The following is an 18,216-nucleotide window of genomic DNA, read 5'->3' on the forward strand; positions in this document are numbered from 1 at the left end:
CGTATCCTTATCCAATTTTTCGTTGGACTCCAACACTTTCCCACTCCATAAAACATTGTCGGCAATAATATACCCACCCGATGGTACCCGATCAATGATCATGGAATAATAATTCAGGTAATTTTCTTTATCGGCATCAATAAAAACCAGATCAGGATTAACAGACAAACCGGGAATTAATTTCATAGCATCGCCAATCATATATTCGATCTGAGCCGACCAATCCGATTCATCAAAATAACCACGAACTCTCTTCTCCAGTTCTGCATTTTTATCCAGCGTAATTAATTTACCATCTTTAGTTAAACCTTCAGCCAAACACAATGCCGAATAACCGGTATAGGTACCAATTTCCAAAATGGATTTTGGTTGAATCATTTTAGAAAGCATACTTAATACTCTTCCCTGAAAATGACCCGACAGCATCCGCGGCATTAACACTTTGAGATGAGTTTCCCTGTTGATTTTACGAAGTAAATCGCTTTCACCACTGGTGTGAGAACAACAATATTCGTCCAAAGCTTTACCAATAAATTCCATCAGGCTTTTGTAAAAATTAATTTACTAAGGTTCGATTCGGCATACACTTCATTGGCCACATGCAACACATCGCCCGAAGTGATTTTATCTATTTTTTTATAGACTTCCTTTAACGTTTGAATTTTGCCATAAACCAATAAACTTTTCCCGGCAGATAAAGTCCTGTTTAAACGGTTTTCATCCGACAATGCAATTTGACCCTTCAGCTGAATTTTTGCTTGTTGCAATTGAGTTGGACTAAGTCTGTTTTGCTTAAACTTTTTAATTTCAAGATTCACTAAATCCTCACATCGTTTTAGATTTTTATGATCCGTTCCGAAATAAATCATAAACAATCCTGTATCGGAATAGGGCAAATACGAAGCTTCTGTATTATAGGCAAATCCATTTTTTTCGCGGAGAATTAAATTTAACCTGCTGTTCATGGCATTCCCTCCCATTACATTATTCATTAAAATAAAAGCCGGACGCCATTTATTTTCCCTTTCATAAGCTTCACCGCCAATAATGTAATGATCCTGAAAAGTGGAATAATTTTTTTTCAGTTTAAAATTAGAAATGGTTTCAGGTCGTACTCTTCCTAAGCGTACAACACTCTTTTTAGTAACAGAAAAATATTTTTTTACCAGCGTTTTTACTTTGCTTTCAGATAATGCACCGGTAATGCTTAAGGTCATATTCTCTGGAATATAATTGCGCTCGAAAAAATCCAAAACAGTTTTTCTTTCAAACGATTTCAACGATTTTTCTGTACCAAGAATGTTATGTCCAAGCGGATGGCCCTTAAAAATATTTTCTTCAAACTCATCAAAAATCAATTCCGAAGGAGAATCCTGATACGATTTTATTTCATCTATAATCACCGTTTTTTCCTTCGTAATTTCCGCAGCCGGAAAAACCGAATTAAAAACTACATCAGAAATTAAATCCAATCCACGCTCCAGAAATTGCTGATCAAACGATCCGTAAACCACGGTTTCTTCCTTGGTGGTGTACGCATTTAATTCCCCGCCAACCGCATCGAGTCGACTAATGATTTCAAGACTCTTTTTCGATTTGGTCCCCTTAAATAAACAATGTTCAATATAATGGGCCATACCTTGTTCATGATTCAACTCATCACGCGTGCCGGCGCCAATGGTTAAACCGGCATGTACAATAGAAGAAGAGGTATCAGGTAGAAAAACGACTTTAAGGCCATTCTTTAATTCAAAAACGAGGGGAGCAGTATTCATGATGCAAAATAAATACAAAAAGGGGCCTGAGCCCCTTTTATTTTATAATTGTTTAGAAGAATTATTTTTTCAAAAGATCCCGGATTTCGGTCAGTAATTTTTCTTCATTGCTAGGCTCAGGTGCAGCAGCAGGTGCGGCAGCGGCTTCTTCTTCTTTCTTTTTAAGATTATTCACGCGGTTCATTGTTTTTATCATCATAAAAATGGCAAAAGCAATAATTAAAAAATCAACAATGTTCTGAATGAAATTTCCATAATTCATAAATACAGCTTCCTGGGTAACTTTTCCACTGGCATCAACAACCGCATCAGAAATCTGAAATTTTAGTTCTTTAAAATCCACTCCGCCTAATACATAACCAAGTGGAGGCATAATAACATCATTCACCAAAGAGGAAACAATTTTTCCAAAAGCTCCACCAATGATTACACCGACCGCAAGATCAACAACGTTTCCGCGCATCGCAAATTCTCTGAATTCTTTAAATAATCCCATAATGATTTGTTTAGCAAGTATTTAATTTAAAACATCTGCCAAAAATAACAAAAAGGAGGTTCTAAAAACGGGGAATAAAGGTTTTCTTTAAAAGATGAAAAAATCGTTGACTCAAAACGGCCTGACCAAAAATCAAACCTCCCACCGAATCCATTAAAACGATTAGTCCCAATAAAGTAACCCATAACATTACCGGATTCCAAATCCCTGAAACAATGTTATAAAATGAAAAATAGCACACCGTAACACCAAATAAGGTTCCCACCAGGTAAAAGAAATATTGAACCCAAACTGGAGGCACCCAGGTTATGGGCTGCTGATGCACCGAACGCGAAAAGGCCTCATTTTTCTTTCTACGTTCTGCCCGGCGTTCTTCGCGGCTATTGGGTATGGGAGAACTTTGTTGGTGACCTCCATTTAACTTTTGATCGTAATGAAAGCGTTTAACAGGGTCCGATAAAGTTTGGTAAGCATCGTTCAATACCTGAAAAAAAGCATGGGCATTTTCTTCCCGGTTTTTGTCCGGATGGAAACGCTTAGCCTTGATTCTGAAGGCTTTTTTCACCTCCAGATCACTAGCCCACTGATTAATACCAAGTATCTTATAGTAATCGTACTCCATCCTTCTAAAATTACTAAATTCACTAACACAATAAAAGTAACGGGCCATAAAAAGATATTTTCAATGCCTTGAACCTTTTATTGAATTAAGGGTACAGATACAAAAACAACAAGATGTTTAGTCATCCGAAAATATGGACCTTCATTTTCGCTCTTCTTTTCACCCTAACGGGTGATGAGGGATTCTGCCAGGTGAATCAGAATGAAAAGGAAAAGGAAAAGAAGGAAGAAAAGAGCAACATGCAGAATGCAGCAGGTAACAGCAATCCTGTTATGAATAATTCCATTCAGGAAAATAACGTGGTTTTACCTGCCATCAATGAACCCTCGCGCACTGCACAATCCAATGTGTTTTACAACAAGCAAAGCAATGCCTATAAATCAGCCGTAGAGTTCAACCAACTCGACGCGAAAGCCTGGTTGGGTTATTATGAATCGGAACGTTATTCATTTTACACAAAAACTTCTAACGACATCAATGCCGAAAACCAGGAAAAGCTGAATGAAATCATCAGCGAAATGGGAAAATATGTACCCAATTCGTTTGAATATAATTACGCCAAATACCTCAATGGAAATCACGATGTAAACCTCTTCGGTTTCCTTGCCAGAGCTTACGAACTCAATCCAAAAGCCAGCGAATTGTACGATCAGTTTATAGCTTATTACGAACTCACCGGTAATGCTTCAAAAAAATCAGAATGGTGTAAAAAGCTCAATGAAAGCGGAGAGTTTTCGAAAGAGGTAATGGAATTTAGCTATAATCTTTTGGCAGGATTACCAAGTAATGCGGTACTCATCACCCATGGTGAAATGGACACCTACCCTACTTTTATCTGGCAAACAGTAAAAAAATTCCGACCCGATGTTTTAGTGCTGTATATCGATCTTTTAGAAAAATCAGATTACAGAATAAAAAAATCGCAGGAATTAGGCTTTAGTTCCAGTATAGATCCGGTTTCAAATAAACCATCCTTTGTGCAGGACATTTGCCAGAAAATATCACCAAAGCGACCTGTATACCTTGCAACCACACTTGCGCCGGAATTATTAAAACCAATCAAAGAGCAACTGTTTAATACCGGACTTGCCTTTCGATATGCACCGGGTGGAATCGACAATCTTGCAGACCTGGAAACAAACTGGGAACGAAATTTTAAAACGGAAGAATTAAGAAAAAAAATAAGCCCTGGAACCATTGCATCTAAAATCAACATGAACTATGTACCGGGACTACTTTTATTAAGTGAATCATTAAAACAAAAAGGGATGAGCGATAAGGCAAAATTAGCGGAAGAATTAGCCTTAAAAATCGCAGCAGAAGGAGGAAAAGAACAACAAGTACGTACACTATTAAATAAAAAATAATCACATCACCGGGTGATGGGAATTTTCGGAAGGAACTATAAAACAAAGACCGATGAGGATCTGATGCAGGCTATTGTAAAAGGAGATAGTCTTGCCTTCGAGGAGCTGTACAACAGATACAGCAAGCCGATGGTAAACTTCTTTTGCCGTATGCTGTGGAAAGACAAAGAAAAGGCACAGGATTTTATGCAAGATCTTTTTACCAAGATTGTACATAAACCTGATTCCTATGATGCTTCGCGGTCATTTAAAACATGGATCTATTCCGTTGCAAACAACATGTGTAAAAACGAATACAGGAAACAAGAAGTACGGAAAAACACAGTGAACATGGGTCACGAAAATTTTTCTGTAATAGATGAGGCAGCAGATCAATCGAAAAAAGTTGACCATGCCGCATTCAACGAATTATTGCATAAAGAATTGGAAAATCTTGAAGAAATACAACGCACTACTTTTTTATTACGCTATAAAATGGATTTATCCATTAAAGAGATCGCAGAAATAACAGAAGCATCAGAAGGAACAGTAAAATCCAGGATTTTCTATACCATTAAAAAATTATCTGAAAAGCTCAGAATGTTTGATCCCAAATTGAGCAACGCCTATGAAAAATAATTACCCAACATATGATCCAAACGACATTGAATCGCTTCTTCACCATAAAGCATTCGATGAACTATCTTCTTCAGAACAAGATTTTGTTTTAAGTCTTGTTGAATCGAAAGAGGAATACGAACGTATGAGAAATACAATCGTAAACATTGAAAAAACATTTTCATTCGAAGATGTTATCGAACCTGAAGATTATGTTAAAACCCAATTACTGGATCGCTTTAAACAACAACATCAACATAAATCAACGTTTTGGTCAAGGATAGGTCAAACATTATTTCCATCAGGGAAAAATATTTTGCTCTCACCCGGATTTCAGCTTGCAGGATTAGCGCTCATTATTGCCGTTACTGTAATATGGTACCAACAATCAGGAAACATAGGAAACACTGAACTTGCCCAGCATAAATCCTCTGCAAATGATGAATATGATCTTGTTTCCAAAGACACTACAACAAATACCGAAATCCTTCAACCTACAGCACCCCTCGAGGATGAAAAGCTAATGGAAAGTCCGGCTATTGCAGAAGAATCCGTTATTGATAATCGCGTTACTTCAGGCGAAAGTGTGGAACTAAAACCAAATGGGCTTATAAGCAATGCAAAAATAGCTGAAGCTGAAATTGATAGAATGGACGTGAATCAAAACAGTGCTATCGAAGAAAAAAGTCTGGCAAAAACAATTAATGTCGCCAGAGAAGAAACAGTGACTGCAAATGATGATTTCATTTCAACCGAGAATGTTTCGGATGTTTCCACGTCAACGGAAAGAAGCAAATCATCCAAAAAATCAAAAGACGCAACTCCCGGTAAAAACGATAAAGCTAAAGAAACGGTGGGCTATGAAACCTATTCTTCAGGGAGCACCTCTAAAGATAATTTTGCTTCAGATAAAGAACAAAAAGGAACCAATGCAGGGAAAAATCCTGAGCTTTTAGAACTATTATTTACGGCGCTTTAATTCATAAATCTCCAGCGAATTCCAAAGAATAATGTTCGGCTGAGCATTGGATAAGCCGGTATTGAGAAATAATTTCTTCCAAATAATCCCTCAGTCACGTGTTGTACAGCAATGTAACTGGTCACCTTATAAATATCCGCTTCAAAAAACAATCCAAACAAGGGATAATTCCCTACTGAGACTTTATCCTGATAGTAAAATGAGGATAATGCAGGGTTATAGGCATTGGCATAATACTTAGAGAAATAATTAAAATCTAAACCGGTTTTATAACTCATACTCCAGGCTTTTCCCTTAAACATGAATTGAGATTTGGCTGCAAAACCTGGAACTCGAAACAAAGGCGAATTATCTGTTTTCTGAACCAATACCTGATTGCAAAATTCCCAGTGCTTACCTATAGCTAGACAATTTTTAATTCTTAAACCGGCATTAAAATTTAAGTCCGTCGATTGATTAAATACAGAAGCACTGTCGAGATAAACTCCATTCTGTACTGCCTGGCCAAAAACCGAAATTGCCAATGCATTTCCTTTTCGAAATACTATTTCAGATCTAAAGGTTGTAACAGGTGTAAATACATTGGCCCACTGATAGTGATTAGAAGAATAAAACAACGTATTTATGGAAGGATGATTCTTTACTATTGCCAATGAAAAATCAATGATGTTTTCTTTGGCCAATATTTTCCGGCTATAATTTCCTTTTAAATTAAAATCATCACTGTATTCTCCATAAAGAAAAACTTCTGCAGATAGATGTAGCTGTTGAATGGAGTCTGAATATTGAACATAAGAAAACAAAGCCTGATTGACCGACTTGCTATAAAACGTTAGATTATGATAATTGCTTTGATAATTTTTGCCAAGAATTCCACTACTCCACTTTTTGTTTTTTATAGTAAATCCCAAACCTGAATTTATTCCTTCTGTACTGGAGGCGTCGTCCGTTCGCAGGGAATCAATGAATATATCTGAAAAATAAGACTCAACTTTTTCATCCGAGAATTGATGCTTCATAAATTGATAATTTCCAAAAATTACCAATGAAAAAATGTTTTTCCCCTTATTTAACCGAATTGAATTATTAAAATCGATATTCCAATTGTATTGCTTACTGATAGCAGAATTTAATCCTGTTAAATAAAGTTTATCGTTTCGATATACATTGTCCATAAACAAAGTATCATCCACACCTCCATTTTCCTGGCGGTAAGCATTCTTATAGGATAGAATCACCTCCGATTTTAATGTTTGTTGCCCCCCCCCATACCTTAATCCGGAAATTAAATTCGAATTTTCCGAAAGCTGGTGATTATAATAGCCTTCAAATCTGTTTCTATTGAATTCAATAAATCCTCTTAGGTTGTTTCCTATTCTTTGTGAATGACGAATATAAAATGTTTGACTTTTATTGGTCCCGATATTAAAATGTGCTACAGTTTGGGGAATATCGCTTAATACAAATGTGTTTTGCGTTGTCGGAAGAAAAAATGAGGAACTGTTAATACGGAATTCGGGAACTTGGGCAATAAAATTTACAGAAGGTGAACCAGGATTACCCAAATTAGAGTATAAATTTGAATCGGATACCACTTGGAAGTATAATGAAGCCGTATCATGAATTATTTTTTTACCCTGCAAATAAATTCCGTTATCCCTAAATACTGCCGAAGAGTCGGTTTGGGAAAATCCGGAAGACATTAGAACAAAAATAAGTAGGAAAGAAAATCCAACTTTCATCATGGGACAAGTATAAAAAGAAAAACCCCGAACACCAATAAAGGTATTCGGGGTTTTAGAAAACCGGCGACGACATACTCTCCCAGGTGTTACCCTAGTACCATCTGCGCTATTGGGCTTAACTTCTCTGTTCGGAATGGGAAGAGGTGGACCCCAATGCAATAGTCACCGAAAATTGTAAATATCATAATATTGAAAGAGGATAAACTGAAAAGTCTGGAACTGAACAAAACGGAGATTAAAAGCTTACGGGTAATTAGTATTGCTCGACTTTGGCCTTTCAACCTTTACATCTGCAACCTATCAACGTCATCATCTTTGACGACCCTTAAAAGAAGTCTCATCTTGAGGCAAGTTTCGCGCTTAGATGCTTTCAGCGCTTATCTCAACCGAACATAGCTACCCTGCGATGCAGCTGGCGCCACAACAGGTACACCAGAGGTTCGTCCGACTCGGTCCTCTCGTACTAGAGTCAGGCCCCCTCAAACTTCTAACGCCCACATCAGATAGGGACCGAACTGTCTCACGACGTTCTGAACCCAGCTCGCGTGCCACTTTAATCGGCGAACAGCCGAACCCTTGGGACCTTCTCCAGCCCCAGGATGTGACGAGCCGACATCGAGGTGCCAAACCATTCCGTCGATGTGAGCTCTTGGGAATGATCAGCCTGTTATCCCCGGAGTACCTTTTATCCTTTGAGCGATGGCCCTTCCATGCGGAACCACCGGATCACTATACCCTAGTTTCCTACCTGCTCGACTTGTCGGTCTCACAGTCAAGCGCCCTTATGCTATTACACTCTACGCACGGTTACCAAGCGTGCTGAGGGCACCTTTGGAAGCCTCCGTTACTCTTTTGGAGGCGACCACCCCAGTCAAACTACCCACCACACACTGTTCCCGTTTCCGGGTTAGACATCGAATAATTAAAGGGTGGTATTTCAACGTTGACTCCACCACGCCTAGCGACGCAGCTTCAAAGTCTCCCACCTATCCTACACATCAATTACCCAACGTCAATGTGAAGCTATAGTAAAGGTTCACGGGGTCTTTCCGTCCCGATGCGGGTAAGCGGCATCTTCACCGCTGCTACAATTTCACCGAGCTCACGGCTGAGACAGTGCCCAGATCGTTACACCATTCGTGCAGGTCGGAACTTACCCGACAAGGAATTTCGCTACCTTAGGACCGTTATAGTTACGGCCGCCGTTTACTGGGGCTTCGATTCAATGCTTCTCTTACGATGACATCTCCTCTTAACCTTCCAGCACCGGGCAGGTGTCAGGCCATATACATCATCTTTCGATTTAGCATAGCCATGTGTTTTTGTTAAACAGTCGCCTGGGCCTATTCACTGCGGCCTCCTCTTGCGAGGGAGGCGCTCCTTATCCCGAAGTTACGGAGCTAATTTGCCGAGTTCCTTAGCCGTGAATCACTCGAGCACCTTAGGATTCTCTCCTAGACTACCTGTGTCGGTTTGAGGTACGGGCGGAAATGGTCTATAGTTTAGAAGTTTTTCTTGGAAGCATGTTTGGGGTCATTATCAACTCTCCACGAGGGATTGCTGTACTATCGAGTTTCAGACTCACTGCGGATTTGCCAACAGCAAGTAACCCTACGCTCTTCAACGTACTATTCCGTAAGTACGCAGACCTTACACTTCTCCGTCACTCCGTCACAACCATACCGGTACAGGAATATTAACCTGTTGTCCATCGACTACGCCGTTCGGCTTCGCCTTAGGTCCCGACTAACCCTGATCTGATTAACATGGACCAGGAAACCTTAGTCTATCGGTGAGCGGGTTTCTCGCCCGCTTTGTCGTTACTTATCCCTACATTTTCTTTTCCAGACGCTCCAGCATACCTCGCGATACACCTTCGACGCAGACTGGAATGCTCTCCTACCAATTTTTCAATTCCATAGCTTCGGTACTATGCTTAATGCCCGTTTATTATCCACGCCCGATCGCTCGACTAGTGAGCTGTTACGCACTCTTTAAATGAATTGCTGCTTCCAAGCAAACATCCTAGCTGTCAAAGCAATCGGACCACGTTAGATCAACTTAGCATAGATTTGGGGACCTTAGCTGATGGTCTGGGTTCTTTCCCTCTCGCCCACAGACCTTAGCACCCATGGGCTCACTGCCGAGTATATCATAAAGCATTCGGAGTTTGTCAGGGTTTGGTAGGCGGTGAAGCCCCCTAGCCCTATCAGTAGCTCTACCTCTTTATGACTCAACCTCGACGCTGCACCTAAATGCATTTCGGAGAGTACGAGCTATTTCTCAGTTTGATTAGCCTTTCACCCCTACCCACAGCTCATCCGGAAGCTTTTCAACGCTTATCGGTTCGGACCTCCATTAGGTGTTACCCTAACTTCATCCTGGCCATGGGTAGATCACAAAGTTTCGCGTCTACCCCCACTGACTATGCGCCCTATTCAGACTCGCTTTCGCTTCGGCTGCGCACCTGAAGTGCTTAACCTTGCCAGTGAGGAGTAACTCGTAGGGTCATTATGCAAAAGGCACGCCGTCACAACACGAAGTTGCTCCGACCGCTTGTAGGCGTACGGTTTCAGGATCTATTTCACTCCCCTGCTCGGGGTACTTTTCACCTTTCCTTCACAGTACTAGTTCACTATCGGTCTCTCAGGAGTATTTAGCCTTACCAGATGGTTCTGGTAGATTCAGACAGGATTACACATGTCCCGCCTTACTCAGGATACTACTAGGTAATATGTATATTTCGTATACGGGGCTATCACCCTCTATGGCAAAATTTTCCAAAATACTTCTACTATATACATATAGTCCATGACGTAGTCCTACAACCCCAAAATTGCCGAAACAATTTTGGTTTGGGCTAGTCCCCTTTCGCTCGCCGCTACTTAGGGAATCACTTTTGTTTTCTTTTCCACCGGGTACTTAGATGTTTCAGTTCTCCGGGTTAGCGCTATTGCGATACTGCAGCACAGTACCAGGTTGCCCCATTCGGAAATCTTCGGATCAAAGGTCGTTTGCACCTCCCCGAAGCTTATCGCAGCTTATCACGTCCTTCATCGCCTCTGAGAGCCAAGGCATCCACCATACGCCCTTAATTGCTTTTAATTACGTTATTAGTTTTGTTCGGTTCTCAAACTTTTCAGTTTATCATTTCAATATTTCAAAGAACTTTCCCTAGCATGAATCACTTCATCTAGAAATTGTGGAGAATAACGGATTCGAACCGTTGACCCCCTGCGTGCAAGGCAGGTGCTCTAGCCAGCTGAGCTAATTCCCCCAACATAATGTAGTCCCGAGCAGATTTGAACTGCTGACCCCTACATTATCAGTGTAGTGCTCTAACCAAGCTGAGCTACGGGACTAATTACTCAGACCCTCGTACCCAGTCATTTAGATTACACTCGTCTGAGTTGGGAAAGACAAAAAATTCGAAGAAAGTAAAGAGACAGAAAGCAGATCTACATTGTAGATCAGGAGAACATTACTCTAGAAAGGAGGTGTTCCAGCCGCACCTTCCGGTACGGCTACCTTGTTACGACTTAGCCCCAGTCACCGGTTTTACCCTAGGCCGCTCCTTTCGGTCACGGACTTTAGGCACCCCCAGCTCCCATGGCTTGACGGGCGGTGTGTACAAGGCCCGGGAACGTATTCACCGCGTCATGGCTGATACGCGATTACTAGCGATTCCAGCTTCACGAAGTCGGGTTGCAGACTTCGATCCGAACTGAGACAGACTTTAGAGATTAGCATCACGTTGCCGTGTAGCTGCCCTTTGTATCTGCCATTGTAGCACGTGTGTAGCCCAAGATGTAAGGGCCGTGATGACTTGACGTCATCCCCACCTTCCTCACCGCTTGCGCGGGCAGTTTCTTTAGAGTCCCCACCATTACGTGCTGGCAACTAAAGATAGGGGTTGCGCTCGTTGCGGGACTTAACCCAACACCTCACGGCACGAGCTGACGACAGCCATGCAGCACCTCGCAAATTGTCCGAAGAAGGGCTAGTTTCCTAGCCTGTCAACTTGCGTTCAAACCTTGGTAAGGTTCCTCGCGTACCATCGAATTAAACCACATGCTCCACCGCTTGTGCGGGCCCCCGTCAATTCCTTTGAGTTTCACCGTTGCCGGCGTACTCCCCAGGTGGATCACTAAACAATTTCTCTGGGACACTGACCGTATATCGCCAATGTCAAGTGATCAACGTTTACAGCGTGGACTACCAGGGTATCTAATCCTGTTTGATCCCCACGCTTTCGTGCCTGAGCGTCAATAATGGCTTCGTTAGCTGCCTTCGCGATCGGTGTTCTGTGTCATATCTAAGCATTTCACCGCTACATGACACATTCCGCCAACGTCAACCATATTCAAGAACTTCAGTATCAATGGCAGTTCCCTCGTTGAGCGAGGGGCTTTCACCACTGACTTAAAGCTCCGCCTGCGCACCCTTTAAACCCAATGAATCCGGATAACGCTTGGACCCTTCGTATTACCGCGGCTGCTGGCACGAAGTTAGCCGGTCCTTATTCCTAAAGTACCTTCAGCCCCCTACACGTAGGAGGGTTTATTCCCTTAGAAAAGAAGTTTACAACCCATAGGGCCTTCATCCTTCACGCGGCATGGCTGGTTCAGACTTGCGTCCATTGACCAATATTCCTCACTGCTGCCTCCCGTAGGAGTCTGGACCGTGTCTCAGTTCCAGTGTGGGGGATAACCCTCTCAGGCCCCCTACTGATCGTAGCCTTGGTGAGCCGTTACCTCACCAACAAGCTAATCAGCCGCATGTCTATCCTTAACCGCCGGAGCTTTAAGAACCAAGTGATGCCACTCAGTAATATTATGGAGTATTAATTCAGATTTCTCTGAGCTATCCTCCTGTTAAGGGTAAGTTACATACGTGTTACGCACCCGTGCGCCACTCGCCACCCAGTATTGCTACCTGTGCTGCCGTTCGACTTGCATGTGTTAGGCCTGCCGCTAGCGTTCATCCTGAGCCAGGATCAAACTCTCCATTGTAAAAGAATTTAATTGTCAACGAATGAACTCCTCAAAACTTGAATTGAATCAGGTTTGTGCTTTTTTCTGTCTCTTAACTTTACTTCAAATCTTCAAAGAACGTTAGATATATAAGAGCCTCACGGCTATATCTGACTTTCAGAACTAAATCCCTTGTTTCGAAAGGGGCTGCAAAGATATGCAGCTTTTTGTAATCTCCAAAAAAAAAGAAAAATATTTTCGATTTTTTTTTCGTTTTCGAATTCAGGATTTAAAGAACTTGCTTTCGTTTTCGAAAGGGGCTGCAAAGATAGTTACGTTTTCTATTTCTGCAAATTTTTTCTGCTTTTTTTTTCTGAAGCAGTGGCCTTTCGTTCAAAGCGGGTGCAAATGTAGCGTCTTGTTTCTAATTTGCAAAAAAAAGATTAAAAAAATATTAAGTCACTGTAAATCAGTCGCAACTTTATTGATTAGGGGGTTGAAACTGATACAGGTAGGGTTTTACCATTAAACAACTTATAATGGGTAAGTGCAAAGTCTACAATAAAAGGTGCGATTTCCTCCGGTTTATGGGGGGCTTTAAATTCAGGAAATGCCTGATTCTTCATGTCAGTCTCTACTGCCCCTAAGGCAAGCGAATTGCAATGGATGTTTTGATTCTGGTATTCTACCGCAAGACACTCAGTTAAACAAGATAATGCGGCCTTGGAACTACTATAAAATAACATACCCGGAAATTTTAATGCACCTGACACCCCTCCCATACTACCAATTGTTGTTACGGAAGCCCCGGGCAAAATCAATTGATCAATTGTACGTATTAAGTGAAAAACACCATATACATTCGTCTGATAGATGTGATGAAAGTCCTCTTCGGTTAGTAAATGGAAATCCTTCTTTATAAGTAATCCAGCTGTAACAATAATTGCGTCGAGTTTCTTTTCGTAAGATTCGAATTGTTGAACCATTTTTTCAACGGAATCCGCATTAGAAATATCACACTGAAGGGTGTATAGATTATTCTCCTTTAATTCAATAAGAGGATTCAAATTTCTGCTAGCTGCGAATACCCGGTTGCCTTTGCTCAATGCTACTTTCACTGTTTCAAATCCAATACCCTGACTACAGCCTACAACTAAAACGTTTTTCATACTTACCTAAAATTGAAGGCACTAAAATGTGAATATTTCCTGAGTTTTCAACAGTTCTATCGTTTTGTTCTAATCTGAACTATTTTTAGTTCCCAATTCAGATTTTTCGATGTTTTTAATATTTGATACCGAAACCACAGGTTTACCGCAGGATTACAATGCTCCGATTGAAAGGACAGAAAACTGGCCGCGTGTGGTTCAAATTGCCTGGCAGATTCATGATATAAAGGGGAAGCTCATAGAGGTAAAAAACTTTATTATTAAACCTGTTGGCTATTCGATTCCTTACAATGCAGAAAAGATTCATGGAATTTCTACGGAAAGAGCATTAAAATCGGGTGTTGATATTGAATTTGTATTCGAGGAGTTTAATCAGGCTATTGCCCATTGTGAGTTTATTGCTGGTCATAATATTGAATTTGATATTAAAGTTTGGGGTGCAGAATTCGTTCGAGCAGGTTTGCCTATTGGAATGCTTCAAAAAAAGTGGGTTGATACGAAGGATGAATCCACCGAGTTCTGTGCAATTCCAGGAGGAAAAGGCGGAAAATTTAAATGGCCTACATTAACTGAATTACACCAAAAGTTATTTCAATCCGGATTTAGCGAGGCGCACAATGCCAGTGCTGATGTGGAGGCAACTACTCGTTGCTTTTTAGAATTGATTCGATTAAATGTAATCACTCCTGCCCGTCTCGGATTTGGCAATGAATTTTTACATGAATTCAGAATTGAAAATCCGAATCCGATAGCGCTTATTGGTTTAAATATTCAACCCTATCAACCACTTAATTCTGAACAAAAGGAGAATACAGAAATTAATTTATTTGAAACGACAAGCTCGGAAGATCATAGCGAGCTTTTAAAAGATATTTCATTCTCTCATTTACACAATCACTCCCAATATTCCATTCTTCAATCGACTTCGGAAATTAATAAGTTGGTAAAAAAAGCAGCTCAATTAAAAATGCCGGGTATTGCACTTACCGATACCGGAAATATGATGGCTGCTTTTGAATTTGTTAAAGAAGTGTTCTCTTATAACAAAGGAGTAGATTCAAGAAGAAAGGAAGCGGAAGCAAAAGGCGAATCGTTTGACGAAATAAATTTAAAGCCAATCGTAGGTTGCGAGTTTAATATTTGCAGAAATCATCTCGACAAATCGACAAAGGATAATGGTTCTCAAGTGGTATTATTAGCCAAGAATGAAAAGGGATATCACAACCTGGCTAAAATGTCGTCGATCGCTTTTGTTTCAGGTTTTTATTATGTACCACGTATCGATAAAGAAGTTCTACTCCAATACAAGGAAAATTTAATTGCAACCACAGGTGGATTATATGGAGAAATCCCTAATCTGATTCTGAATGTTGGAGAGGAACAAGCGGAAACAGCTTTTTTGTGGTGGAAGGAACAATTCGGAGAAGATTTTTATGCTGAGTTGTTAAGGCATGGTCAGGATGAAGAAGAAAAAGTAAATGAAATTCTATTAAAATTTTGCCATAAACATGGTGTAAAATATTTTGCTGCTAACAATACCTACTACCTCAACCAAACGGATGCAAATGCGCACGATATTTTACTTTGTGTAAAGGATGGTGAAAAGAAAGAAACCCCTATTGGAAAAGGTAGAGGATTCAGGTACGGGTTTCCGAATGACCAGTATTATTTCAAGTCGCAAGAAGAAATGAAAAGCCTTTTTGCTGATCTTCCTGAAGCCATTATTACCACCAATGAGATTGTTGCAAAAGTAGAGCCCTATAAACTTGAAAGAAATGTATTGTTACCGAAGTTTGAGATTCCGGATGAATTTAAGTTTCCGGAAGACGATGAAGATGGGGGTAAACGAGGGGAAAATGCTTATTTAAAATTCCTCACCTATGAAGGTGCAAAAAAGCGATATACTGAAATAACACCGGAAATTCAGGAGCGTCTGGATTTTGAATTAGCAACCATTGAAAAAACCGGATACCCCGGGTATTTTTTGATTGTACAGGATTTTACAACCGAAGCCCGAAAAATGGGCGTAAGTGTGGGTCCGGGTCGTGGTTCTGCGGCGGGTAGTGCTGTTGCTTATTGTATAGGAATTACCAACGTAGATCCCATTAAATACGATCTACTCTTTGAGCGTTTTTTAAATCCGGAACGCGTATCACTCCCCGATATTGATATTGATTTTGATGATGAGGGTCGGGATAAGGTTATTGATTATGTAGTAAAAAAATATGGTGCCAATCAGGTGGCTCAAATTATTACCTATGGTACCATGGCTGCCAAATCTGCCATACGCGATACAGCCCGGGTGTTGGATTTACCTCTACCCGATGCCGATCGCATTGCGAAATTGATTCCTGATTTATCGCTGGGAAAAATCCTTGAATTGAATGAAACTGAACTGAAGGAAAAACTGAGTGGGGAAGATCTTGAGATGGCCCAACAACTCAGGAAAATTTCGACGGGTCAGGACCTCTCTGCTCAAACCGTTCAGCAAGCAAAAATGCTGGAAGGATCCTTACGGAATACCGGTATTCACGCCTGTGGTGTAATTATTACTCCGGAGGACATCACCCGTATTGTTCCTGTTGCTACAGCAAAGGATTCTGAATTATACGTAACCCAATTTGATAACTCGGTAGTAGAAAGTGCCGGTCTCTTAAAAATGGACTTTTTAGGCTTAAAAACCCTAACCATCATTAAAGATGCCTGCAAAATTATTAAGGAACGTCATGGTTTAGATCTTGATCCGGACAGTTTTCCGCTGGATGATACCAAAACCTACGAATTGTACCAGCGGGGAGAAACGAATGGTACGTTCCAGTTTGAAAGTCCCGGAATGCAAAAGTATTTGCGGGAATTAAAACCGGATACATTTGCCGACCTCATTGCGATGAATGCCTTATACCGTCCGGGTCCCTTGGAATACATTCCAAACTTTATCCGGAGAAAGCATGGTCAGGAACCCATCACTTACGATTTACCGGAGATGGAAGAATACCTGAAGGAAACCTACGGTATTACAGTATACCAGGAGCAGGTAATGCTTTTATCGCAGAGTCTTGCGGATTTCTCGAAAGGAAAAGCAGATGAGTTGCGTAAAGCAATGGGTAAAAAAATCAGAGCAAAGCTGGATGAATTAAAACCACTTTTCATTGAGAATGCAATGAAGAAAGGTCATCCGGAAGATCGTTTAAATAAAATCTGGACCGACTGGGAAGCGTTTGCATCTTATGCCTTTAACAAATCTCACTCTACTTGTTATGCCTATGTTGCCTACCAAACAGCATATTTAAAAGCTCATTATCCGGCAGAATACATGGCTTCTGTTCTCACTCATAACATGAGTGATATAAAAAAGGTAACCTTCTTTATGGAAGAATGCCGCAGAATGAAAATTCCGGTATTGGGTCCGAGTGTTAATGAGTCGGAATTAAAATTTACGGTTAACGACAGCGGTGCAATTCGTTTTGGATTGGGTGCGATTAAGGGGGTTGGAGAAAATGCCGTTGAAGCCATTGTGCAAACCAGAAAAACTGAGGGTAAATATTCGTCTATTTTTGATTTTACCCGAAGAATCGATTTGAGAGCTGCAAATAAGAAGACGTTGGAGAACCTTGCATTAGCAGGAGCATTTGATGATTTTGGAATTTCGCGTTCTGCTTTCTTTTTTGATGAGGGTGATAACAATACATTTTTATCCAAAGCCATTAAGTTTGGCAGTAATCACCAGGAGGGATTAAATTCTGCGCAGGTAAGTTTATTCGGAGAAGAAAGCTCTGAATCGATGCCAGAACCCAGTATTCCACGTGTTGAGCCATGGCCAACGCTTTATCAATTAAACCGCGAAAAAGAGGTGGTGGGAATTTATATTTCGGGTCACCCGCTTGATGATTTTCGCTATGATTTAAACCAACTATGCACTAAAGGATTTCATTGTGGAATGATTTCTTTGTTGAACAAAGATTCGCTTAATAAAGAATTAAAGCTGGCTGGTATAATAACAAAAGTGGAGCATCGCCAAACGAAAACAGGAAAGCCGTTCGGGTCCTTTGAAATTGAAGATTATGAAGGCAATGCACGCATGATGTTGTTTGGGGATGATTATTTAAAATTCCGGCCTTATTTAATTGAAAATACGTTTGTTTACATTAGAGGAAGGGTGCAAAACCGAAAATTTGGCAATGAAATCAAGGAAGATGAGTTTGAATTTAAAATCAACATGATTGATTTGCTTGCCAATGCACGTGAACGTTTTGTAAAAGGAATCAATTTTACAATTAATCCGTACAAAGTGAATGAGCGTTTTGTGGATGAACTGGAGCTCTTAATTCAAAAATACAAAGGCAAGACCAGAGTAAAAGTTACGCTCATGGATCATATTGAAAAGATTAAAATTGATATGCCGAGTAAAGGGAATGGTGTGGACTTGAGCAATGAATTATTGGAAGAACTGGAACAATTGGAAAATTTAGAATTCGAATTTATTTTTTAGATCG

The 18,216-nt window shown here is 40.6% G+C and carries 10 protein-coding genes, 2 tRNA genes and 3 rRNA genes; 4 read left to right on the forward strand and 11 right to left on the reverse strand.

Annotated features, from left to right (window positions below; all coding sequences use genetic code 11):
* The 4 genes from K1X56_06695 to K1X56_06710 form a co-directional block, all read right to left on the reverse strand.
* Window positions 1–540, reverse strand: a 540-nt coding sequence (locus K1X56_06695) for an O-methyltransferase (GenBank protein MBX7094393.1), incomplete at its 3' end; no start/stop codon positions are given.
* Entirely contained in the window at window positions 540–1,775 is a 1,236-nt protein-coding gene (locus tag K1X56_06700; GenBank protein ID MBX7094394.1) for an insulinase family protein, read from the reverse strand. The genes K1X56_06695 and K1X56_06700, both read right to left, overlap by 1 nt.
* Window positions 1,776–1,836: 61 nt before the next feature.
* The gene (gene mscL, locus K1X56_06705) at window positions 1,837–2,271 is read right to left on the reverse strand and encodes a large-conductance mechanosensitive channel protein MscL (protein MBX7094395.1); all 435 of its coding nucleotides are present in this window, start codon (window positions 2,269–2,271) and stop codon (window positions 1,837–1,839) included.
* Between the two features lie 61 nt (window positions 2,272–2,332).
* A complete protein-coding gene (locus K1X56_06710; protein MBX7094396.1) occupies window positions 2,333–2,893 on the reverse strand; it encodes a J domain-containing protein in 561 nt (186 codons plus the stop codon).
* A 113-nt stretch (window positions 2,894–3,006) separates the two neighbouring features.
* On the opposite strand from K1X56_06710, the gene K1X56_06715 reads away from it, so the two are divergent.
* Genes K1X56_06715 through K1X56_06725 form a run of 3 tightly spaced genes read left to right on the forward strand, consistent with a single transcriptional unit; the run spans window position 3,007 to window position 5,836 of the window.
* Window positions 3,007–4,260, forward strand: coding sequence for a hypothetical protein (locus K1X56_06715; GenBank protein ID MBX7094397.1), 1,254 nt, complete (start codon window positions 3,007–3,009; stop codon window positions 4,258–4,260).
* Between the two features lie 15 nt (window positions 4,261–4,275).
* On the forward strand, window positions 4,276–4,878 hold the full coding sequence (locus K1X56_06720; protein ID MBX7094398.1) for a sigma-70 family RNA polymerase sigma factor: 603 nt from the start codon (window positions 4,276–4,278) through the stop codon (window positions 4,876–4,878).
* Window positions 4,868–5,836, forward strand: coding sequence for a hypothetical protein (locus K1X56_06725; protein MBX7094399.1), 969 nt, complete (start codon window positions 4,868–4,870; stop codon window positions 5,834–5,836). Before K1X56_06720 ends, K1X56_06725 begins: the two co-directional genes overlap by 11 nt.
* On the opposite strand, the gene K1X56_06730 is transcribed toward K1X56_06725, so the two are convergent.
* The 7 genes from K1X56_06730 to K1X56_06760 all read right to left on the reverse strand — a co-directional run bounded on the left by K1X56_06730 (window position 5,833) and on the right by K1X56_06760 (window position 13,723).
* A complete protein-coding gene (locus tag K1X56_06730) occupies window positions 5,833–7,539 on the reverse strand; it encodes a putative porin (GenBank protein MBX7094400.1) in 1,707 nt (568 codons plus the stop codon). The two genes, K1X56_06725 and K1X56_06730, sit on opposite strands and share 4 nt — an antisense overlap.
* Window positions 7,540–7,639: 100 nt before the next feature.
* Window positions 7,640–7,751, reverse strand: a 5S ribosomal RNA gene (rrf, locus tag K1X56_06735).
* A gap of 63 nt (window positions 7,752–7,814) precedes the next feature.
* Window positions 7,815–10,686, reverse strand: a 23S ribosomal RNA gene (locus K1X56_06740).
* Between the two features lie 98 nt (window positions 10,687–10,784).
* Window positions 10,785–10,858: transfer RNA gene (locus tag K1X56_06745), tRNA-Ala, on the reverse strand.
* 10 nt (window positions 10,859–10,868) lie between these two features.
* Window positions 10,869–10,943, reverse strand: a tRNA-Ile gene (locus K1X56_06750).
* Between the two features lie 128 nt (window positions 10,944–11,071).
* Window positions 11,072–12,593 (reverse strand): 16S ribosomal RNA (locus K1X56_06755).
* Together the 16S, 23S and 5S rRNA genes with 2 tRNA genes alongside form the textbook arrangement of a ribosomal RNA operon.
* A gap of 449 nt (window positions 12,594–13,042) precedes the next feature.
* The gene (locus K1X56_06760) at window positions 13,043–13,723 is read right to left on the reverse strand and encodes an SDR family oxidoreductase (protein ID MBX7094401.1); all 681 of its coding nucleotides are present in this window, start codon (window positions 13,721–13,723) and stop codon (window positions 13,043–13,045) included.
* Between the two features lie 109 nt (window positions 13,724–13,832).
* Here K1X56_06760 and dnaE point away from each other — a divergent pair, with 109 nt between their 5' ends.
* Window positions 13,833–18,212 carry a DNA polymerase III subunit alpha gene (dnaE, locus tag K1X56_06765; protein MBX7094402.1) on the forward strand — a complete coding sequence of 1,460 codons (4,380 nt, stop codon included), beginning with the start codon at window positions 13,833–13,835 and terminating at the stop codon, window positions 18,210–18,212.
* Window positions 18,213–18,216 lie beyond the last annotated feature (4 nt).

It is taken from the genome of Flavobacteriales bacterium (assembly GCA_019694795.1).
Classification (GTDB): Bacteria; Bacteroidota; Bacteroidia; order Flavobacteriales_D; family UBA2798; genus UBA2798.